Source organism: Candidatus Methylomirabilota bacterium, assembly GCA_035315345.1.
Taxonomy (GTDB): Bacteria; Methylomirabilota; Methylomirabilia; order Rokubacteriales; family CSP1-6; genus CAMLFJ01.
The window spans coordinates 1-16,028 of the sequence record DATFYA010000023.1 but is presented as its reverse complement, the minus strand read 5'-3'; the positions used below and the strand labels follow the sequence as shown (position 1 = coordinate 16,028).

Sequence of the window (16,028 nt, the reverse complement as noted above, 5' to 3'; positions counted from 1 at the left end):
TCCTCGCGCAGCCGCGTCGGTCACGGGCGCGGCCCGTAGTGCGGCAGGGGCTGGCCGACCTCGCAGCAGCCGAGATCGGGCCCCGTGCCGGTGAACACATCGTTGAAGTTGGGCAGCCGAACGCCCGCGTCCACCGCCCGCGAGCGAGGATCGAGCCGCAGGTCGACCGACGCGCTCGGCTGGCGCAGCTCGGCGTTCCGCGGCGGCTCCACGCCGCCCGCGAAGTTGCCGCGCGAGGCGACGACCACCGCCCCGCCCGGCGGGTACGGGGCGCCCGGGCCCCCCGCGCCGCCGTAGCCGTCCCGGTCGAAGCTGCAGCGGATCATGACCCCGGTCGAGCGCAGCGCGGGGGGCTGCGTCCCGATGAACAGGTTGTTGCGCGTCACCACGTCGTTGACCGTCTCGCCGGCCGGGTCGATGAGCCAGGGAACGCCGCTGCGCACCGAGGTGTTGTGGAAGATCAGCACGCCCGACGTGTCGTTGTGCAGCTTGAAGGGGGAATAGAGCACGTTGTAGATCGCGTTCCGGAACACGTACATCGGTCCCCCCAGGCTCGGCTGCGCGCTGATACCCGAGAACGCGTTGGTGATGCGGTTGCGATAGATGCGGACGTTGGTGTCACCGTAGTCGCCCTCGATGCCGTCGTCGGTGGACGCGTCGATGTCGTTGTTGTTGATATCGCTCGCGGCCAGACGGCCGTGCCCGGTGCCGTGCACCCCGTCGCCCAGGTTGCTCATCCGGTTGTACGCGACCACGTGGCCGGCGCCGCTGATGAGGACGCCGTTGACGCCCTCGATGCCCCGGCTGCGTGGCCAGCTGGTGGGCCCCTGGATCACGTTGTCGGTGATGACGAACCCCCGCGACTCTTCGTAGCCGCCGTTGATCGCGGTGATGCCGGTCCCGGTCACCTCGAGCCGGCAGTGTCGGATCACGAAATGCGAGCCCTGGTGCCCCACGAAGAGATACTCCGCGTGACGCAGGGTGAGCCGCTCGAGCCAGACGTGGCGCACGTGATTCGCGCTGACCAGGCGCTCGCGCCCGCCCCCGTCCAGGATCGCGTCCCCGTCGCCCGCGCCCCGGTAGATGATGGGGCGCCCCGCGGTGCCGTGGTGATCGATGGGCCAGGTGCCTTCCGCGTAGACGCCCGCGTGCAGCAGGAAGAGATCGCCCGGCGCCGCCGTCGCCTGCGCGACGCGAAGCCCGCGAAACGGATCGTCCCGCGAGCCGGTGCCCGGGGCGACGTCGCCGGCGGCCGCGGGGACCACGTGTCGCACGCGCATGCCCGCGGGCTCGCGCGGCTCGGCGGTGGTCCGCATGGTGAGCGAACGCCGGACGCTGCCGCCGTCCGGATCCTGGAGCGTCAGCACGACCTCGTACTCGGTGTCCGGGGCCAGGTCGACGATGCTCCCCGCGAACAGCCAGCCGTCCGCGACGTGGCTCTCCGGAGGAACCGACTTCGGATCGGTGCGGAAGAGGGCCAGCGCCTCGCGCCACGCCGCCTCGCCGGCCGCCCGGTAGTGCACGCCGATCACCGCGTTGACGTTTGTGTCGCCGCGCACCGGCCACCGGACCCCGAGCGAGTGAAACGTCGCGGGCTCGGCCACCGGCTCGCCGGGCCGCGCCGCGTTGTCCGCGGGGGCGGAGACGCCGGCCGCCGCGGTCGCCGATGGAGTCACCGAGGTCGTGGTCTGGCCGCACGCGCCCGCCACGATCGTGACCAGCGCCAGCAATGGGGCGAGCCGCCGACGCGGGCCGCGCCCGCCGCCGGTCACGAGGGCCGCTCGCCGCCGCTCCGGACCGGATGACGGCGGCCGCTCATCACGAGCGCCGAGCCCTCGCCGACGTCCATCAGGAACGGGGCGATCTGCTGGACCGCGACGCGGCCGAAGCGCGCGCGAAAGGTCCCGCCGCGAATGCGGCAGAAGAGCAGGTCCCGCTCGGTTTCGAGAGTGGCGGGATCGAGCGGCTCGCGATAGTCCCCCTGAAAGCACAGTTCGACGGCCTGGAGCGCCGAGCCCTCCAGGGACAGCCGCAGCCGCTGCACCACGAACGGGGTGTCCGGCGCCGCGAACCAGTTCCGCTCGCCCTGGCACAGGACGAGGCAGCGGCCATCGTCGGTGCGGGTCATCGCGCGCAAGAAGAAGCGCAGCACGGCCGGATCCACGATCTCGGTCCCGTCGTGGAAGATCCGCCCGTCGCGGTCCACGACGTACCGGTACTCGCGCGCGGCCTCCGTCATCACACGCCGGCCACCGGTACCGACCGCGGCCGCGCCACGCTTCTCTCGAGCAGCGCCCGCGCCTCCCCGTGGCGGCCGGTGCGGAGATAGGCGGCCAGCAGCGTGTGCTCGAAGAGGTCGCGCTGCGCGGCGCTGCCTCCGACCCGTACGAGCTGATCCAGCACCGGCGCCAGCGCGGCGATCGTCGCGTCGTAGCGCGCGGCCGCGAACGCGCTCATGCCCTCGGCCACGATGGGCACCACCGACCCGGCGGGGACCCGGCCTTCCGCATCGGCGCGCCGCAACATGGACACCCACCGCGCCAGCCCGTCGTGATCACCCGCGGCGGCGAGGGCGGCCGCGCAGTGCACGTCGAGGAACGCGAGCCCGGTCGAGGGGAACGAGGCGCGCGCGTGCTCGGCCACCGCGTCCCAGGCCTCCCGCCGCGATGGCTCGCCCGCCAGCTCGCAGCGCCAGAGGAGCGACGTGGAATCCACGACGGTGGAGAATGGCGCGGCCTGCGATTGCCGCGGCCGGATGCTGCTCTCGAACAGCGCCATCGCGGCGGCCGGGCGGCCGCAGCCCAGCTCGAACAGGGCCAGATGCCACGAGATGTGGCAGTGAAGCGGCGCGGCCCGCGGATACTCCGGCAGCCACCGTGTCACGAAGCCCGCGCCGCTCGCGTCGTCGCCGCGCTCGTAGAGCACGTGGGCCCACGCGTGGGCGGCGTGGGCGTTCCGAGGGGCGAGCGCGAGCGCGCGCTCCAGCACCGGCGCCCCCGCGGCCCAGCCGAGCGCCTCGGTCCGCGCGAAGCCGTGGGCGCCGAGGAACCACCAGTCGTCTCCGTATGCGGTGGCGAGCCCGTCGAGGAGCGCGAGCATCTCCTCGTTGCGCTCCTGGCCACCGCTGAAGCCGATCAGCCCATAGACGCCGTTGGCCGCGGCCAGCGTCATCGCGTCGCGCGGGAACTCGGCGAGGTGCTCGCGAATGAGGGCGAGCGCGCGGGCACCCTGCCCCGCGACCGCGAGGCTCAGGGCCTCCACGTGCTGGCGCTCGCGGCGGTCGAGCATGGCCCCGCGCGCCTGTCCGAGCGCCGCCGCGGCTCTGGCGTCGGCGCCGCGGCCGGCCAGCTGCAGGCTGCGCGCCTGCCCGATGTGACCGAGCGCAAAATCCGGGTCGGCGGCGACGGCGCGCGCGAAGCACTCCTCGGCCCCGTCGTGCGCGGCCAGGAACCGGTCCACGCCGTCGACGTACGCCGTCACCGCCTCGGCGGATCCGGTGGAGAGCGCCAGACCGTAGCGATCGCGCGCCATCGCCGCTCTACAGACGCGAGGACGTCAGCGTCACGTCGGCGCGGGCCCAGGCGAGACGGAAGCGCGCCTCGACCGCGGCCGCGTCGGCGCTCTGGCCCTGGGCCCGCAGGCTCTGGGCCAGGCCGAAGAGCGACCAGCCGTTCTCGGGATTCCGTCGCAGGTCCTCGCGATAGACCGCCTCGGCCTCGGCGGCCCGGCGCGCCTGGAGTAGCGCGAACCCGAGCGACTGCCGGACCGGGTAGTACCACGGCGGCGGCTCGGTGAACCAGTGTTGATCCTGCAGCCGTACCGCCTCCGCGAGGTGGCCGACCGCGGCGCCGGGATCGCCGGTGCGGACCGCGATCTCACCGGCCAGCGTCTCCGCGGCGAGGGCCAGCATGTCCGCCGTCGTGAAGAAGCTGGCGATCGTGCGGTCCGCCGGCACGCCGCGCTGCACCGCACGCAACGCGGCCAGCTCCTGCTCGGCCTCGGCGCGCCGGCCGGTGGCGGCGTAGGCGAGACCGCGCGCGTAGCGCCACGTCCCGGTCACGTAGCGCATCGCCTCGGGCGGCGCGGGCTGCTTCAGGATCTCGTCCCATCGGGCGAACCGGGCCAGCGCGAGGAGCGGCGCGGCGGGCGCAGTCTCCGCGTCCGGCATCTCGAGGACCATGGCCGCCGGGACTTCCGCCGCGAACTCGCGCGCGGCCCGGACGCATTCGGCCCCGCGGCCTTCCATCGCGGCCGCGTGCCAGACGAAGTCGAGATTGTGCGGATAGTACATGCCGCGATAGATCGGACTCGGCTGGCTCTTCTTGAAGTAGGCGCGGTCGGCCGCCACCGCCCGCACGTTGGCGGAGCCCGCGTCCGCGTAACGGCCGATCCGGAAGTAGATGTGCGAGGGCATGTGGACCATGTGTCCGGCGCCCGGCATCAGGTTGAGGAGCCGATCCGCCGCGGCCTCCGCGCGATGCGGGTCCGGGCTGGCTTCCACCGCGTGGATGTAGAGATGGTTCGCCCCGGGATGCATCGGATCGATTGCCAGCACTCGCTCCAGCGTGACGACGATCTCCCGGGTCCCCGGCTGCGGCGCTCCCTCGCTCGTCCACAGGCTCCAGGGGCGGAGGTTCATCAAGGCATCCGCATACAGGGTGGCCGCGTCGAGGTCGTCGGGGAAGCGGCTCGCGACCTCCCGCATCGCGTCGGCGTACGCGCGGTCGAGCGCGGCGCGGTCGGCGGCCGGCGACGGCGAATGGCGCCGGGCCAGCGCCCCGATGATCGCGCGCTCGCGCTCGCTGGCGCCGGTCACCGCGAGACTCTGGGCCCGGGTGACCGCGGCCAGCGCCCCTTGCTCGCGCTCGGCGTCGGTCGGGCTGTTGTAGTTGGAGCCGTAGGTGAGCGCGAGGCCCCACGCGCACATCGCGCACTCCGGGTCCAGCCGGGCGGATTCACGGAACGCGGCCTGGGCTTCGTGGTGATTGAACCCGTACACGAGCCGCAACCCCTGGTCGAAGTAGGCCTGAGCCTGGGGCGACCGGGTGGTGATCGCGCGATGGTAGCCGCCGAGATCATCGAACAGCGGAGGCGTCGTGGAGGCCGGCGGACCGGCCGCGCCGTGGTGGTGCGAGGCCGGCGGGGCCGAGCATCCAAGCAGGAACAGGAAGATCGAGGCGAGCCGCGTGCCGCCGCGCGATGTCATGGGAGGCCCCCGGAGCACATGGATTGCCCCGAGCGTATTCCAGGCAGGGCCGGCCGGCAACCGCCGGCGGGCGCGTCAGGCGGGGATCGCGACGCGCTTGAGGATCGCGAGCTGGTCGAGCACCATCCCGGCGCCGCGGGCCACGCAGGTGAGCGGGTCCTCGGTCACGCGAATCGGGAGGCCGGTCTCCTGATGCAGGAGCGCGTCGAGCCCGCGCACGAGCGCGCCGCCGCCGGTGAGCACGATGCCGGTGTCGCTGATGTCGGCGGCCAGCTCGGGCGGGGTCTGCTCGAGGCAGGCCCGCACCGCTGCCACGATGTCGGCCACCGGCTCCCGCATCGCCTCGCGGACCTCGAGCGCCGTGATGACCACCGTCTTGGGCAGGCCGTCGAGCAGGTCGCGGCCCTGCACTTCCATCGGCTCGTTGTCGTCACCCTTCGGATAGGCGGACCCGAGACGGATCTTGGCGTCCTCGGCCCGGCGCTCGCCGATGAGCAGGTCGTAGGCCCGCCGCAGGTAGTGGATCACCGCCTGGTTCATCTCGTCGCCCGCGGTGCGCAACGACGCGGAGTACACGATCCCGCACAGCGACATCACCGCGACCTCGGTGGTACCGCCCCCGATGTCGACGATCATGCTGGCGCCCGGCTCCGACACCGGCAGGCCCGCCCCGAGCGCGGCCGCCATCGAGGCCTGGATGAGGTAGACCTCGCGCGCGCCGGCCTGGCGGGCGGCGTCGCGCACCGCGCGCCGCTCGACCTGGGTGATGCCCGACGGCGTGACGATGACCAGACGGGGCTGCACGAAGCTCCAGCTGCGGCGCGTCTTGTTGATGAAGTAGCGGAACATCTTCTGGGTGCGGTCGAAGTCGGCGATCACGCCGTGGCGCAGGGGCCGCACCACCTGGACCGTGCCGGGGGCTCGGCCGAGCATTTCCTTGGCCGCGTTGCCGACGGCCTGCACGGCCCCGCTCCCGTCGACGGCCACCACCGAGGGCTCGTCGAGCACGACGCCCTGGCTCCGCACGTAGAGCCGGGTGTTGGCGGTGCCCAGGTCGACCGCCAGATCGCTCGAGAACATCCGCCCAAGTCCGCCCAGGTTCATGCGTGCCGGCCTCCCGCCGCGGCACCGCAGAAGTTCAAGAAGCGGACCACGATTGCGACAAGATAAATCAACGGCTTTCACGGCACTCGGGCGGCCGGGGTGACGGTGACTGTCAGCGCGCCGGCTCAATGTGGCAGGGCGGCGGGCTGATCGGGCCCCACGCCATGCATCAGCAGGACGGGCAGCGGCTTGCCGGGCTCCACGACCTGCATGACGCGCGGGGGAATGTCGATGCCCTCCGCTGCGAACGCATGGACGAGGCGTCGCCGGTATTCTCGGCCCACCGTCCACTGCTGGATCGGCCGCGTCTTGAGACGCGCCTTGATCACGAGGCTGCCTTCCTTGAAGCCGTCCACCCCGAAGATCTCGATCGGCTCGAGGATCGACAGGGCGTGGACGGGGTCGGCGCGCAGCTCCTCGGCCACGCGCCGCATGACCGCGATCACGCGGTCCGGGTCCTCCTTGTAGCCGATCTCCACGTCCACCACGTAGCCGGACCAGCCCTTGGTCATGTTGGCGAGCGTGGTGACGCTGCCGTTGGGGAAGATGTGCACGGTGCCGGCCACGTCGCGCAGGACGATGGTGCGGAACGTGACCGTCTCGACCACCCCGCCGGTACCGTTGACCACCGCCACGTCGCCCACCCGCACCTGATCCTCGAGCACGAGGAAGAATCCGGCGATGACGTCGCGCACGACGTACTGCGCCCCGAAGCCGACGGCCAGTCCGACGATGCCGGCACCGGCCAGGATCGGCCGCACGTCGAGACCCAGCTGCGACAGCGCGATGACCGCGATCACGGACCACAGTGTCACCAGCGCGAGGGCCCGCAGCACACCGGTCAAGGTCGCCACGCGCGAGTGCGTCGCGCCGGGCAGGGCGCCGGTCCGCTCGCCCGCGCGAACGAGCACACCCTCCAGCTGGGTGACCAGCGTTCGCAGCACGCGGGCGGCGATGAGGCCGCCGATCAGCAGCAGGACCAGCCGGAAGACGGATTGCGCGGTGGATCCGGCCAGGGCGACGAGATAGGTCTGGGTGTCCGTCGGGAGGAATGTCATCGGTGGCCTCCGGGTGCGACGTGGGGTCAGGCGGAGCGCAGGATCAGTCGAACGCTTCCGCGATGCCGAGGGAGCGCGATGGCGATATGATCGAGCCGGATCGGGGGCATCGGCGGCCCGTCCATCTTAACCGGAAGCCGCCCTGCATCGGCCGGACCGCTTCACACATCCCAATGGGCGGGAGGAACGAGCGATGAGCAACGACACCCCCTGGCTCCTGCACCTCGACGAGAAGAGCTACGACGAGGCACTGGTGGCCACCGAAGGCGTCATGATGGTGGACTTCTGGGCGGAGTGGTGCGGCCCCTGCCGGGCCGTGGCCCCGGTGCTGGAGGATCTGGCGCGCTCCTCGAACGGCGCGGTGACCCTCGCGAAGGTCAACGTCGACGAGAACCCCGGGCTCGCCGCTCGCTACGGAATCCGCTCGATTCCGACCGTCCTCTTCGTGAAGGACGGCAAGGTCCGGGATCAGCTGGTCGGCGCGGTCCCGAAGCCGCACATCCAGAAGAAGCTGGACGCGGTCTCCGCTCAGCAGTAGGCCGCTGCGCGGCCACGCTGCGCCGAGCCGATCGATGAGCGACGCGCTCTACCTCGAGGACTTCACCCCCGGCCGCGAGTTCCTCACCGACGGGGTCACGATCACCGAGGCCCAGATCCTCGATTTCGCGCTCGCCTTCGATCCGCAGCCGTTCCATCTGGACGTGGAGGCGGCCAAGCAGTCGATCTTCGGCGGGCTCATCGCGAGCGGGTTCCACACGATGGCGCTCACCTTCCGGCTCTTCGCCCAGACCCGGGCGCTCGCCGCCTCTAGCCTGGGCTCACCCGGCGTGGACGAGCTGCGCTGGCTCCGGCCGGTGCGGCCGGGCGACACCCTGCGCGCCGTCGTCCGAGTCGCCGAGCAGCGGCCGTCGACGTCGAAGCCCGATCGGGGAATCGTGCGGCTGCAGTGGACCACGCTCAACCAGGCCGGTGAGTCGGTGCTCACCATGACGAGCATGCAGCTCGTCCGGCGACGGCCGGCGGCTTCCGCCTAGCAGTCCTCGCAGGACAGCACCGCCGAGGCGAGGGCGTGAAGCTCGCCCGTCTCGGAGAAGATCGCCGAGGCCCCCAGGAGGTTTCGCCCCTCGGCCGCGAACGGCCAGCCCATCACGACCCAGCGCGCCCCCACGTGCAGCGGGCGGATCAGGCTGGCGGTGAGCTGACGGAGCCTGACCTTGCGGCGGCCGAACGCCTCGAGCAGGGCGAAGCCGGTCGGGCAATCGAGCGCCGCCCAGACGAACTCGACGCGCACCGCTCCGTGCTTGTCGAACAAGCTGGGATCGGGCGCCCACGGCGCGGCCACCAGATGCCGACCCGGGATCGGCCCGGGAAAGATCGCCAGCCCATCGCCCCAGTCGCGCGCGGGGCCGCAGACGAAGCAGCCGGGGAAGGCGTGCTCGGTGAATCCGAGATAGCGCTCCGAGGCCCATTCGGCCTCGGCGTAGGAGACGGCCACCGGAGGCTCGAGCTGCAGCGGGGCCGGTGCGGCATGCGCGAGCGTCGCCACGCCGTCGGTCAGGACGATGCCGTCCGTGACGCGCTCGATCCCGAGCGCCTGGTCCAGCGGAACGGACACGTCCAGGCTGACCCGAGCCGGGCCGCTCAGGTGCTTGCCGAGCAGGCCGGCCACATAGCCGCCGCTCGCGATGTTGGGGGCACCGCAGAAACGGCCCTTCACGATGACCGCGGATGCTTCGGCTGTCTCCATGGTCCCCTCCCTGACGGCCCTTTCAAGGCAAGCGGGGTGCCATCGCCTGGCATGCAGAAGATCAAATAGTTGGACGGGCTTCTCGGGCGCTTCGCCCTGGCGGGTGGGCGAAAGTCCACCAGTCAATCAGTGGTCAATTCCCCCGGCGTTCCATGGGACGATTGGTCCGTGCGGTATCACTTTTCCGGGATCGCCGGCGTCGGGATGAACCCCCTGGCTCAGCTGATGCGGGCCCGGGGCCATGCGGTCCAGGGCTCCGACCGCTCCTTCGATCAGGGCAAGAACGCCGACGTGGCGCGCCACCTCCGCTCGCTCGGCATCGTGGTGAAGCCGCAGGACGGCTCGGCCGTCACCGCGGATCTGGACCGCTTCGTCTATTCGACCGCGGTCGAGGCCGATACGCCGGAGGCCCGGGCTGCCCGCGCCCTCGGGCTCGAGCGCGTCCCGCGCCCGGCCCTCCTGGCCGAGGTGGTGGACGCCGGGCGGCCCGGCGTCGCGATCGCCGGGACCAGCGGGAAGAGCACGATCACCGGCATGATCGGCTGGATCACGCGCGAGGCCGGCGTGTCCGCCACCATCCTGGGCGGGGCGGCCCTCGCTGGCGAGGGTGGCAACGGCTGCTTCCTGCCCGGTGCGGCCGACGGCCCGGTGGCCGCCGAGGCCTGCGAGTCGGACGGCACGCTCACCGGCTATCACGCCGCGATCGGCCTGATCCACAACATCAGCCGGGACCACGGCGAGGTCGATGCGCTGCGCCCGCAGTTCGAGGCCTTCGCCAAGCGCTCGGGCCGGCTGCTCGTCAACGCCGCATCGGCCGAGGCGGTCGAGCTGGGCCGCATGGTGGGGGCGCGCACCTACGGCGCCGACCCGGCCGCCGACGCCAGGCTGGAAGTGGACGGCGCCGGACCGCATCGGGCCCGTGGCCGTCTGCTTCTCGACGATGGCCCTCTCGTGCTCGACGTGCCGCAGCCGGGCCGGCACAACCTCGAGAACGCCGCGGCGGCCGCGCTGATCGCGCTCGAGCTGGGCGTCGCGCCGGCGACCGCGTCGGCGCTGCTCGCTCGCTTTCCGGGTGTGGCGCGCCGCTTCGAGGTGATCGGGGTCACCGCGAGCGGGATCCGCGTGGTCGACGACTACGCGCACAACGGCGAGAAGCTGCGGGCGGCCATCGTGGCCGCGCAATCCGGCGCCGAGCGCGTGCTGGCGGTCTTCCAGCCGCACGGCTTCGGCCCCGCGCGCTTCTTGAGGCCAGAGCTGCGCGAGATGATGCCTCGGATCCTCCGGCCCCAGGATCGCCTGTGCTACTCGGAGATCTTCTACGCCGGCGGGACCGTGGCCAGGGACGTGTCGAGCCGCATGCTGGGCGATGACCTCCCGGCGGCGCTCGGCTGCGGCTACGCCGCGGACCACGCCGCCGTGGTCGACTGGGTCCGCGGAGCGGCCCGACCGGGCGACACGGTGCTCCTCATGGGCGCCCGGGACCCCGACCTGCCAACGCTCGCCCGCACCGTCTTCGCCGCGCTGCGCTGAATCTCGTCCGCGATCTCCCGCGACCGGCTGCATCCATTAGGGTGCCCTAATCGTCTGAAGTAGGGAGCCCGAAATAGAGGCACCCACACAACACATACGAGGAGATCCATACATGCTGACCGTCGGAGACCGTCTGCCCGAGTTCGACCTGCAAGCCGCCGTGGGGCTGGAAAAGGGCCGCGAATTCACCCGGATCACCAGCAAGAGCTACCCGGGCCAGTGGCTGGTCCTGTTTTCCTGGCCCATGGACTTCACCTTCGTCTGCCCGACCGAGATCGCCGAGTTCGGCAAGCGGCACGACGACTTCCGCGAGCGCGACGCGCAGGTGCTCGGCATGAGCACGGACACGCACTTCGTCCACCTGGCATGGCGCCGCGACCATGCCGATCTCAAGAGCCTGCCCTTCCCGATGCTGGCCGACACCAAGCGCGATCTGTCCACCGCCCTCGGCATCCTGCACAAGGGCGAGGGCGTGCCGCTGCGGGCCACCTTCATCGTGGATCCGCAGGGTGTGATCCGTTGGGCCAGCGTGAACGACCTCTCGGTCGGCCGCAACGTGGACGAGGTGCTCCGCGTCCTCGACGCGCTCCAGACCGGCGAGCTGTGCCCGTGCAACTGGAAGGCGGGCGAGCCCACGCTGCAGGTGGCGTGACGTGGACGCGCTGGAGCAGCTTCGCGCCGCGATTCCCGATGCGGCGAAGGACATCCGCCTGAACCTGCAGGCGGTGTTGCGCGGGGGCTCGCTCTCCGAGCCTCAGCGCTGGGGCGTGGCGGCGGCCGCGGCGGTCGCCGCCCGCCACCCGCGGCTGCGGGAGGCGGTGCTGGCGGCCGCGAGCACGGCGGCCGGGGCCGCGGTGGTGGAGGACGCGCGCGCGGCCGCCTCGCTCATGGCGATGAACAACGTCTACTATCGCTTCCGCCACATGGTGGGCAAGCCGATCTACCGCGAGAAGCCGGCGGGGCTGCGCATGAATCGCCTGATGCAGCCCGCCACGAATCGCGTCGACTTCGAGCTGATGTCGCTCGCGGTCAGCGCGATCAACGGCTGCGAGACGTGCGTGCGCGCGCACGAGAAGACGGTCACCGACGGCGGGCTCACCGCCGATCAGGTGAACGACGCGGTGCGGATCGCCGCGACGATCTACGCGGCCGCGGTGGCGCTGGAGGCGGGTGAGACCGCCGCGACCGAGGCGCCGCTGATGCCGGTGTAGGCCGCGGGTTGTCGCGTCGCGCTCAGCGGAGCGGGCGCGACGGCTCCGATTCCTGGACCAGGCGCAGGGTGCGCGCCGCGTCCTCGATCGCCCGTCGCGCCTGGGCCAGCGCGAGCAGCGGGAAGTAGTTCCGGTAGAGGGTGTAACGGAGGTAGAAGACGTTCGGGAAGCCGGTGCCGGTGGCGAGCGTCTCGTCCCAGGTGCCGTCCGGCTTCTGCGTATCGACCAGGTAGCGCACCCCGCGCGCGAGCGCCTCGCCGTCCCCCTGGCCCGCGGCCACCAGGCCCAGCAGCGCCCACGCGGTCTGCGACGGCGTGCTCGGCGCGGGCACGAAGTGGCCCTCGTGGTAGCTGGCGCAGCTCTCGCCCCACCCGCCGTCCCCGTTCTGCACCGAGACGATCCACTTGCCCGCCTTCCACACCGCCTTCGACGCGCTCGGATCCTGGGCGGCCCGGAGCCCCCGCAGGGCCAGGAACGTGCCGTACAGGTAGTTCACGCCCCAGCGGCCGTACCAGCTGCCGTCGCGCTCCTGCGTCTCGAGCAGGAAGCCGACCCCGCGCTCGATCGGCCGGTCCGCCAGCCGGAAGCCGCGGCGGCAGAGACACTCGAGCACGCGCCCGGTGATGTCGGGACACGACGGATCGAGCATGGCGTTGTGATCGGCGAAGGGCACGCGATTGAGAAAGGCCCAGTTGTTGTCGGCGTCGAAGGCGGCCCAGCCGCCGTCGCCCGACTGCATACCTACGAGCCAGCTCACCGCGCGCCGCTCGCAGCGCGCCTGCGCCTCCGGATCGGAGGCGGTGGCGTGTTGTAACGCGAGCAGCACCATCGCGGTATCGTCGATGTCGGGGTAGTGCTCGTTGGCGAACTCGAACGCCCAGCCCGAGGGCTCGAGGTCGGGGCGCTTCATCGACCAGTCGCCCCGCCGGCGGATCTCACGGGCGAGGAACCAGTCGGCGGCCCGCCGCATCGCGACCGGCGCGACCGCGCCCATCTCGCCCAGCGCGAACATGGCGATCGCGGTGTCCCACACCGGCGAGACGCACGGCTGGAAGTAGAACTGATCCGTGGTCTCGGTGAGGAGGCCCTCGAACTGCCGGAGGCCCTGGATCAGATCGGGATGATCACGCGGATACCCGAGCGCGTCGAGCGCCATGATCAGGTACATCATCGACGGATAGATCGCGCCGAGGCCGTCGCTGTTGCGCGTCCGGTCGAGGATCCATTTCTCCGCCTCGCGGATCGCCGGCTTGCGGATCATCTCGGGCCCGCGGCTCTCCCACACCTTCAGCGCCACGTCCAGCTGCCGGAAGAGGGCGGAGAAGCGATCCCGCTTCGGCAGGCGAAAGCTCTTGCCCGGCAGCACCAGCTCCTCGAGGTCGAAGCCGGCCGGCACCGGACGGGTGTCGGTCTTGGCCTGGATGATCGAGAGCGGCATCACGATCGCGCGCGTCCACGACGACATCTCGTAGATGAGCCCGCCGGGCACCAGCACCAGCTCGACCGGAATCGTGGGCACGTGACGCTTGGGATAGAGCCCGAACAGGCTCAGGTTGATCCGGACGTAGCTGTTGGCCTCCTGGAGACCGCCAAGCCGGAGAATCGCCTCGCGCGCGCGGCGCAGCGGCTCGCTGTGCACGTCGAGCCCGGACAGCTTCAGGGCGAGGTAGGCCTTGATGGTGGCGTTGACGTCGGCGGGGCCGTCCGGATAGATGTCGAACCCGCCGTCGGGCAGCTGCCGGGCCAGGATGGCCTTCTGCGCGCGCTCGATCCGGTCCCACGACGGCGGCTTCCACACGCCCTCGTGCGGGGGATGCAACCAGAGCTGGAGCAGGACGTAGTCGGACTCGAGGGTGGTGTCGGCGAGCAGATCGCCGACCCAGTAGCCCTCCGGTTTCTGCATCGCGAGGAGCGCGGGCGCCGCGCGCGCGACCGCGGCCGCGGCGGCGTCGGCGAGCGCGGCGCGGCTCTCGGCCGCCGCCTCGGTCTGGTGGACGGCGCGGTCCCGCAGCGGCTCGAACCACGACGATGGCATGCCAGCCAGTCTACACGATGGACGACCGGAAGGACCCGCTCTAGGTCTCGCCCTCCAGACGGGTCATCGGTGACGTGATGGTGAGGCCGCCGTCGATCACGATGCACTGGCCCGTGACGAACGAGGCCGCGTCCGACACGAGATAGGCGACCAGGCCCGCCACGTCCTCCGGCGTGCCGTGCCGGCGCACCGGCGTGGCCGCGCGCAACCGCCCGGTGGCGCGCGCGTAGTCGAGGCCGAGCCCTTCGGTCACGTAGTAGGTCGACGAGTCGGTCGCGATGAAGCCGGGCGTGACCGCGTTCACCGTGATCCCGATCGGTCCCAGCTCGAGCGCGAGCCCGCGGACCAGTCCCTCCGCCGCCGCCTTCGCCGCGCCGAGGATGCTGTGGCCGGTCATGGCCTGGAAGCTGTCGACCCCGGAGACGAGCACCATCCGCCCGGCCCGGCCCTGCATGAGCGGAACGGTCGCCTGGGCCATTGCCACGAGCGAATCGACGGAGATCGCGAAGGTGCGGCGCACGTTGTGCGGCTTCTGGTCGAGCAGCGGCCGGAAGGCGGTGGCCGCCGCGTTCGCGACCAGGATGTCCACGCGTCCGAAGGCCTCCGCGATCCGCTCGAACGCCGGCCCGACCTGATCCGACTCGGCGAGATCGAGCCGTTCGGCGTGCGCGCGGCGGCCGAGCGCTGCGATCGCCGAGACCGCGTCGGCGGCGGCCGCCTCGTTGCGGCGATACGTGATCGCGCAGTCGGCACCGTCGCGCGCCAGCCGCAGGGCGATGCCGCGTCCGATGCCGCGCGAGCCGCCGGTGACCACCGCGACGCGCCCCTGCAGCGGCGGCGTCACGCGTGCGCTCTCGTCATGGCTCGCTCACCTTGGTCTGCGCCCCTCGGCGCGCCAGAGAAGAGGTGGTGCCGGAGGCGGGACTCGAACCCGCAGGCCCTTGCGGACACCGCATTTTGAGTGCGGCGCGTTTGCCAATTTCGCCACTCCGGCAATCCGGGACCTCATTCTAGCGTGTCGGCAGCCGCGACAGAAGTCGGCAAGATGCCCGATGTCTCGTCTTGCGGACGCTGTCCCCGCAGCGGCGCTTGGTGTAGGCTGGCGTGGGTAGTTCGTCAACTGGCTTTCCTCGTAACCTACCCCGGAGGTGTGTCATGGCGGATAGAGCAGGTGCGGTCAACTTCAAGGGCAATCCGATCACGCTGAGCGGTCCCGAGATCAAGCCCGGCGCCGACGCGCCCGACTTCACCGCGGTCGATAACAGTCTGCAGTCGGTGAAGCTCAGCCAGGCCAAGGGCAAGGTGATCGTGCTCACCGCGGTCCCGTCGCTCGACACGCCGGTCTGCGACACCGAGACCCGCCGCTTCAATCAGGAAGCGGGCCAGCTGGGGGCTAACGTGGAAGTGTGGACGGTCAGCATGGATTTGCCGTTCGCCCAGAAGCGCTGGTGCGGCGCGGCGGGGGCCACGTCGGTGAAGACGCTCTCGGACTTCCGCGACCGTTCCTTCGCCCAGAGCTACGGCGTCCTCGTGAAGGACGGGCCGCTGGCCGGGCTCACCGCGCGCGCTGTGTTCGTGGTGGGCAAGGACGGCAAGGTCAAGCACGTCGAGTACGTCAAGGAGATCACTACCGAGCCCAACTACGACGCCGCGCTGAGCGCCGCGAAGCAGGCGGCCAGCGGCTAGCACGACGCAAGTACACGTCAACCTTGACAAAAGTGTGACGTGTCGATAAGCTGAAACGCGCGGTGGGGCTGTAGCTCAGTTGGGAGAGCACAAGGCTGGCAGTCTTGGGGTCAGGGGTTCGAGCCCCCTCAGCTCCACCAATTCTTGACGCGGGGTTACGGAGCGATCCGTGACCCCGCGCGTGTTTCGGCACAGCGAGCTGCTAGCCGCCGGCCATCGCGCCCACCACCATGAACGGCTCGGCGCCCGTCGCGACCGCCTGGGGCAGCGGCGCATCGGGCGGATCGTGGGAGACGTCCTGCTCGCAGGCGAAGAATCGCACGAACGGCCGGCGCTTGCCGGTGACGTGGTCGCGAATCGTCCCGCGCAGCATCGGATAGGTCGCCTCGAGCGCGTCGAGCACCGCGCCCGCGGTGACCGGGCCCTCGACGGCCAGCTTCACCTCACCGGC

The 16,028-nt window shown here is 71.5% G+C and carries 16 protein-coding genes and 2 tRNA genes; 7 read left to right on the top strand and 11 right to left on the bottom strand.

Annotation, left to right across the window (positions count from 1 at the left end):
- Positions 1–20: 20 nt before the first annotated feature.
- The 6 genes from VKN16_03980 to VKN16_03955 form a co-directional block, all read right to left on the bottom strand.
- Positions 21–1,772, bottom strand: coding sequence for a hypothetical protein (locus tag VKN16_03980; protein HME93363.1), 1,752 nt, complete (start codon positions 1,770–1,772; stop codon positions 21–23).
- Positions 1,769–2,239 (bottom strand): hypothetical protein, encoded by a 471-nt coding sequence (locus VKN16_03975; protein ID HME93362.1) that lies wholly within the window; start codon positions 2,237–2,239, stop codon positions 1,769–1,771. Before VKN16_03975 ends, VKN16_03980 begins: the two co-directional genes overlap by 4 nt.
- Positions 2,239–3,531, bottom strand: coding sequence for a tetratricopeptide repeat protein (locus VKN16_03970; GenBank protein ID HME93361.1), 1,293 nt, complete (start codon positions 3,529–3,531; stop codon positions 2,239–2,241). Before VKN16_03970 ends, VKN16_03975 begins: the two co-directional genes overlap by 1 nt.
- Before the next feature lie 7 nt (positions 3,532–3,538).
- Positions 3,539–5,206, bottom strand: a complete 1,668-nt coding sequence (locus VKN16_03965) for a hypothetical protein (protein ID HME93360.1) — start codon at positions 5,204–5,206, stop codon at positions 3,539–3,541.
- 75 nt (positions 5,207–5,281) lie between these two features.
- Positions 5,282–6,310: a rod shape-determining protein gene (locus VKN16_03960; GenBank protein ID HME93359.1), complete on the bottom strand. Its 1,029-nt coding sequence runs from the start codon at positions 6,308–6,310 to the stop codon at positions 5,282–5,284.
- A 125-nt stretch (positions 6,311–6,435) separates the two neighbouring features.
- On the bottom strand, positions 6,436–7,368 hold the full coding sequence (locus VKN16_03955; GenBank protein HME93358.1) for a mechanosensitive ion channel family protein: 933 nt from the start codon (positions 7,366–7,368) through the stop codon (positions 6,436–6,438).
- 193 nt (positions 7,369–7,561) lie between these two features.
- On the opposite strand from VKN16_03955, the gene trxA reads away from it, so the two are divergent.
- Complete coding sequence (gene trxA, locus VKN16_03950) at positions 7,562–7,906, top strand: thioredoxin (GenBank protein HME93357.1); 345 nt, start codon at positions 7,562–7,564, stop codon at positions 7,904–7,906.
- Between the two features lie 34 nt (positions 7,907–7,940).
- Positions 7,941–8,402: a MaoC family dehydratase gene (locus tag VKN16_03945; GenBank protein HME93356.1), complete on the top strand. Its 462-nt coding sequence runs from the start codon at positions 7,941–7,943 to the stop codon at positions 8,400–8,402.
- On the opposite strand, the gene VKN16_03940 is transcribed toward VKN16_03945, so the two are convergent.
- Complete coding sequence (locus VKN16_03940; GenBank protein ID HME93355.1) at positions 8,399–9,115, bottom strand: hypothetical protein; 717 nt, start codon at positions 9,113–9,115, stop codon at positions 8,399–8,401. The two genes, VKN16_03945 and VKN16_03940, sit on opposite strands and share 4 nt — an antisense overlap.
- A gap of 129 nt (positions 9,116–9,244) precedes the next feature.
- Here VKN16_03940 and VKN16_03935 point away from each other — a divergent pair, with 129 nt between their 5' ends.
- The 3 genes from VKN16_03935 (at position 9,245) to VKN16_03925 (ending at position 11,856) form a co-directional block, all read left to right on the top strand.
- The gene (locus tag VKN16_03935; GenBank protein HME93354.1) at positions 9,245–10,645 is read left to right on the top strand and encodes a Mur ligase domain-containing protein; all 1,401 of its coding nucleotides are present in this window, start codon (positions 9,245–9,247) and stop codon (positions 10,643–10,645) included.
- A gap of 112 nt (positions 10,646–10,757) precedes the next feature.
- A complete protein-coding gene (locus tag VKN16_03930) occupies positions 10,758–11,297 on the top strand; it encodes a peroxiredoxin (protein ID HME93353.1) in 540 nt (179 codons plus the stop codon).
- Between the two features lies 1 nt (position 11,298).
- Positions 11,299–11,856: a carboxymuconolactone decarboxylase family protein gene (locus VKN16_03925; GenBank protein ID HME93352.1), complete on the top strand. Its 558-nt coding sequence runs from the start codon at positions 11,299–11,301 to the stop codon at positions 11,854–11,856.
- 22 nt (positions 11,857–11,878) lie between these two features.
- On the opposite strand, the gene shc is transcribed toward VKN16_03925, so the two are convergent.
- From shc to VKN16_03910, 3 genes are all read right to left on the bottom strand, one after another.
- Entirely contained in the window at positions 11,879–13,891 is a 2,013-nt protein-coding gene (gene shc, locus VKN16_03920) for a squalene--hopene cyclase (GenBank protein HME93351.1), read from the bottom strand.
- A 40-nt stretch (positions 13,892–13,931) separates the two neighbouring features.
- The gene (locus VKN16_03915; GenBank protein HME93350.1) at positions 13,932–14,735 is read right to left on the bottom strand and encodes an SDR family oxidoreductase; all 804 of its coding nucleotides are present in this window, start codon (positions 14,733–14,735) and stop codon (positions 13,932–13,934) included.
- Positions 14,736–14,798: 63 nt separating this feature from the next.
- A tRNA-Leu gene (locus VKN16_03910) sits at positions 14,799–14,885 on the bottom strand.
- Positions 14,886–15,046: 161 nt separating this feature from the next.
- Between VKN16_03910 and tpx the strand changes: the two genes are divergently transcribed.
- Positions 15,047–15,577, top strand: a complete 531-nt coding sequence (gene tpx / locus VKN16_03905) for a thiol peroxidase (protein ID HME93349.1) — start codon at positions 15,047–15,049, stop codon at positions 15,575–15,577.
- Positions 15,578–15,641: 64 nt separating this feature from the next.
- A tRNA-Ala gene (locus tag VKN16_03900) sits at positions 15,642–15,717 on the top strand.
- A gap of 62 nt (positions 15,718–15,779) precedes the next feature.
- Here VKN16_03900 and VKN16_03895 read toward each other — a convergent pair.
- Positions 15,780–16,028, bottom strand: a 249-nt coding sequence (locus tag VKN16_03895; protein HME93348.1) for a MoaD/ThiS family protein, incomplete at its 5' end; no start/stop codon positions are given.

What these genes read in the sequence shown, in the direction of transcription:
- trxA (HME93357.1), top strand. Translation starts at nt 7,562, where the DNA reads ATGAGCAACGACACCCCCTGGCTCCTGCACCTCGACGAGAAGAGCTAC.
- tpx (HME93349.1), top strand. Translation starts at nt 15,047, where the DNA reads ATGGCGGATAGAGCAGGTGCGGTCAACTTCAAGGGCAATCCGATCACG.
- VKN16_03945 (HME93356.1), top strand. Translation starts at nt 7,941, where the DNA reads ATGAGCGACGCGCTCTACCTCGAGGACTTCACCCCCGGCCGCGAGTTC.
- VKN16_03970 (HME93361.1), bottom strand. Translation starts at nt 3,531, where the DNA reads ATGGCGCGCGATCGCTACGGTCTGGCGCTCTCCACCGGATCCGCCGAG.
- VKN16_03960 (HME93359.1), bottom strand. Translation starts at nt 6,310, where the DNA reads ATGAACCTGGGCGGACTTGGGCGGATGTTCTCGAGCGATCTGGCGGTC.
- VKN16_03940 (HME93355.1), bottom strand. Translation starts at nt 9,115, where the DNA reads ATGGAGACAGCCGAAGCATCCGCGGTCATCGTGAAGGGCCGTTTCTGC.
- VKN16_03965 (HME93360.1), bottom strand. Translation starts at nt 5,206, where the DNA reads ATGACATCGCGCGGCGGCACGCGGCTCGCCTCGATCTTCCTGTTCCTG.
- shc (HME93351.1), bottom strand. Translation starts at nt 13,891, where the DNA reads ATGCCATCGTCGTGGTTCGAGCCGCTGCGGGACCGCGCCGTCCACCAG.
- VKN16_03955 (HME93358.1), bottom strand. Translation starts at nt 7,368, where the DNA reads ATGACATTCCTCCCGACGGACACCCAGACCTATCTCGTCGCCCTGGCC.
- VKN16_03975 (HME93362.1), bottom strand. Translation starts at nt 2,239, where the DNA reads ATGACGGAGGCCGCGCGCGAGTACCGGTACGTCGTGGACCGCGACGGG.
- VKN16_03930 (HME93353.1), top strand. Translation starts at nt 10,758, where the DNA reads ATGCTGACCGTCGGAGACCGTCTGCCCGAGTTCGACCTGCAAGCCGCC.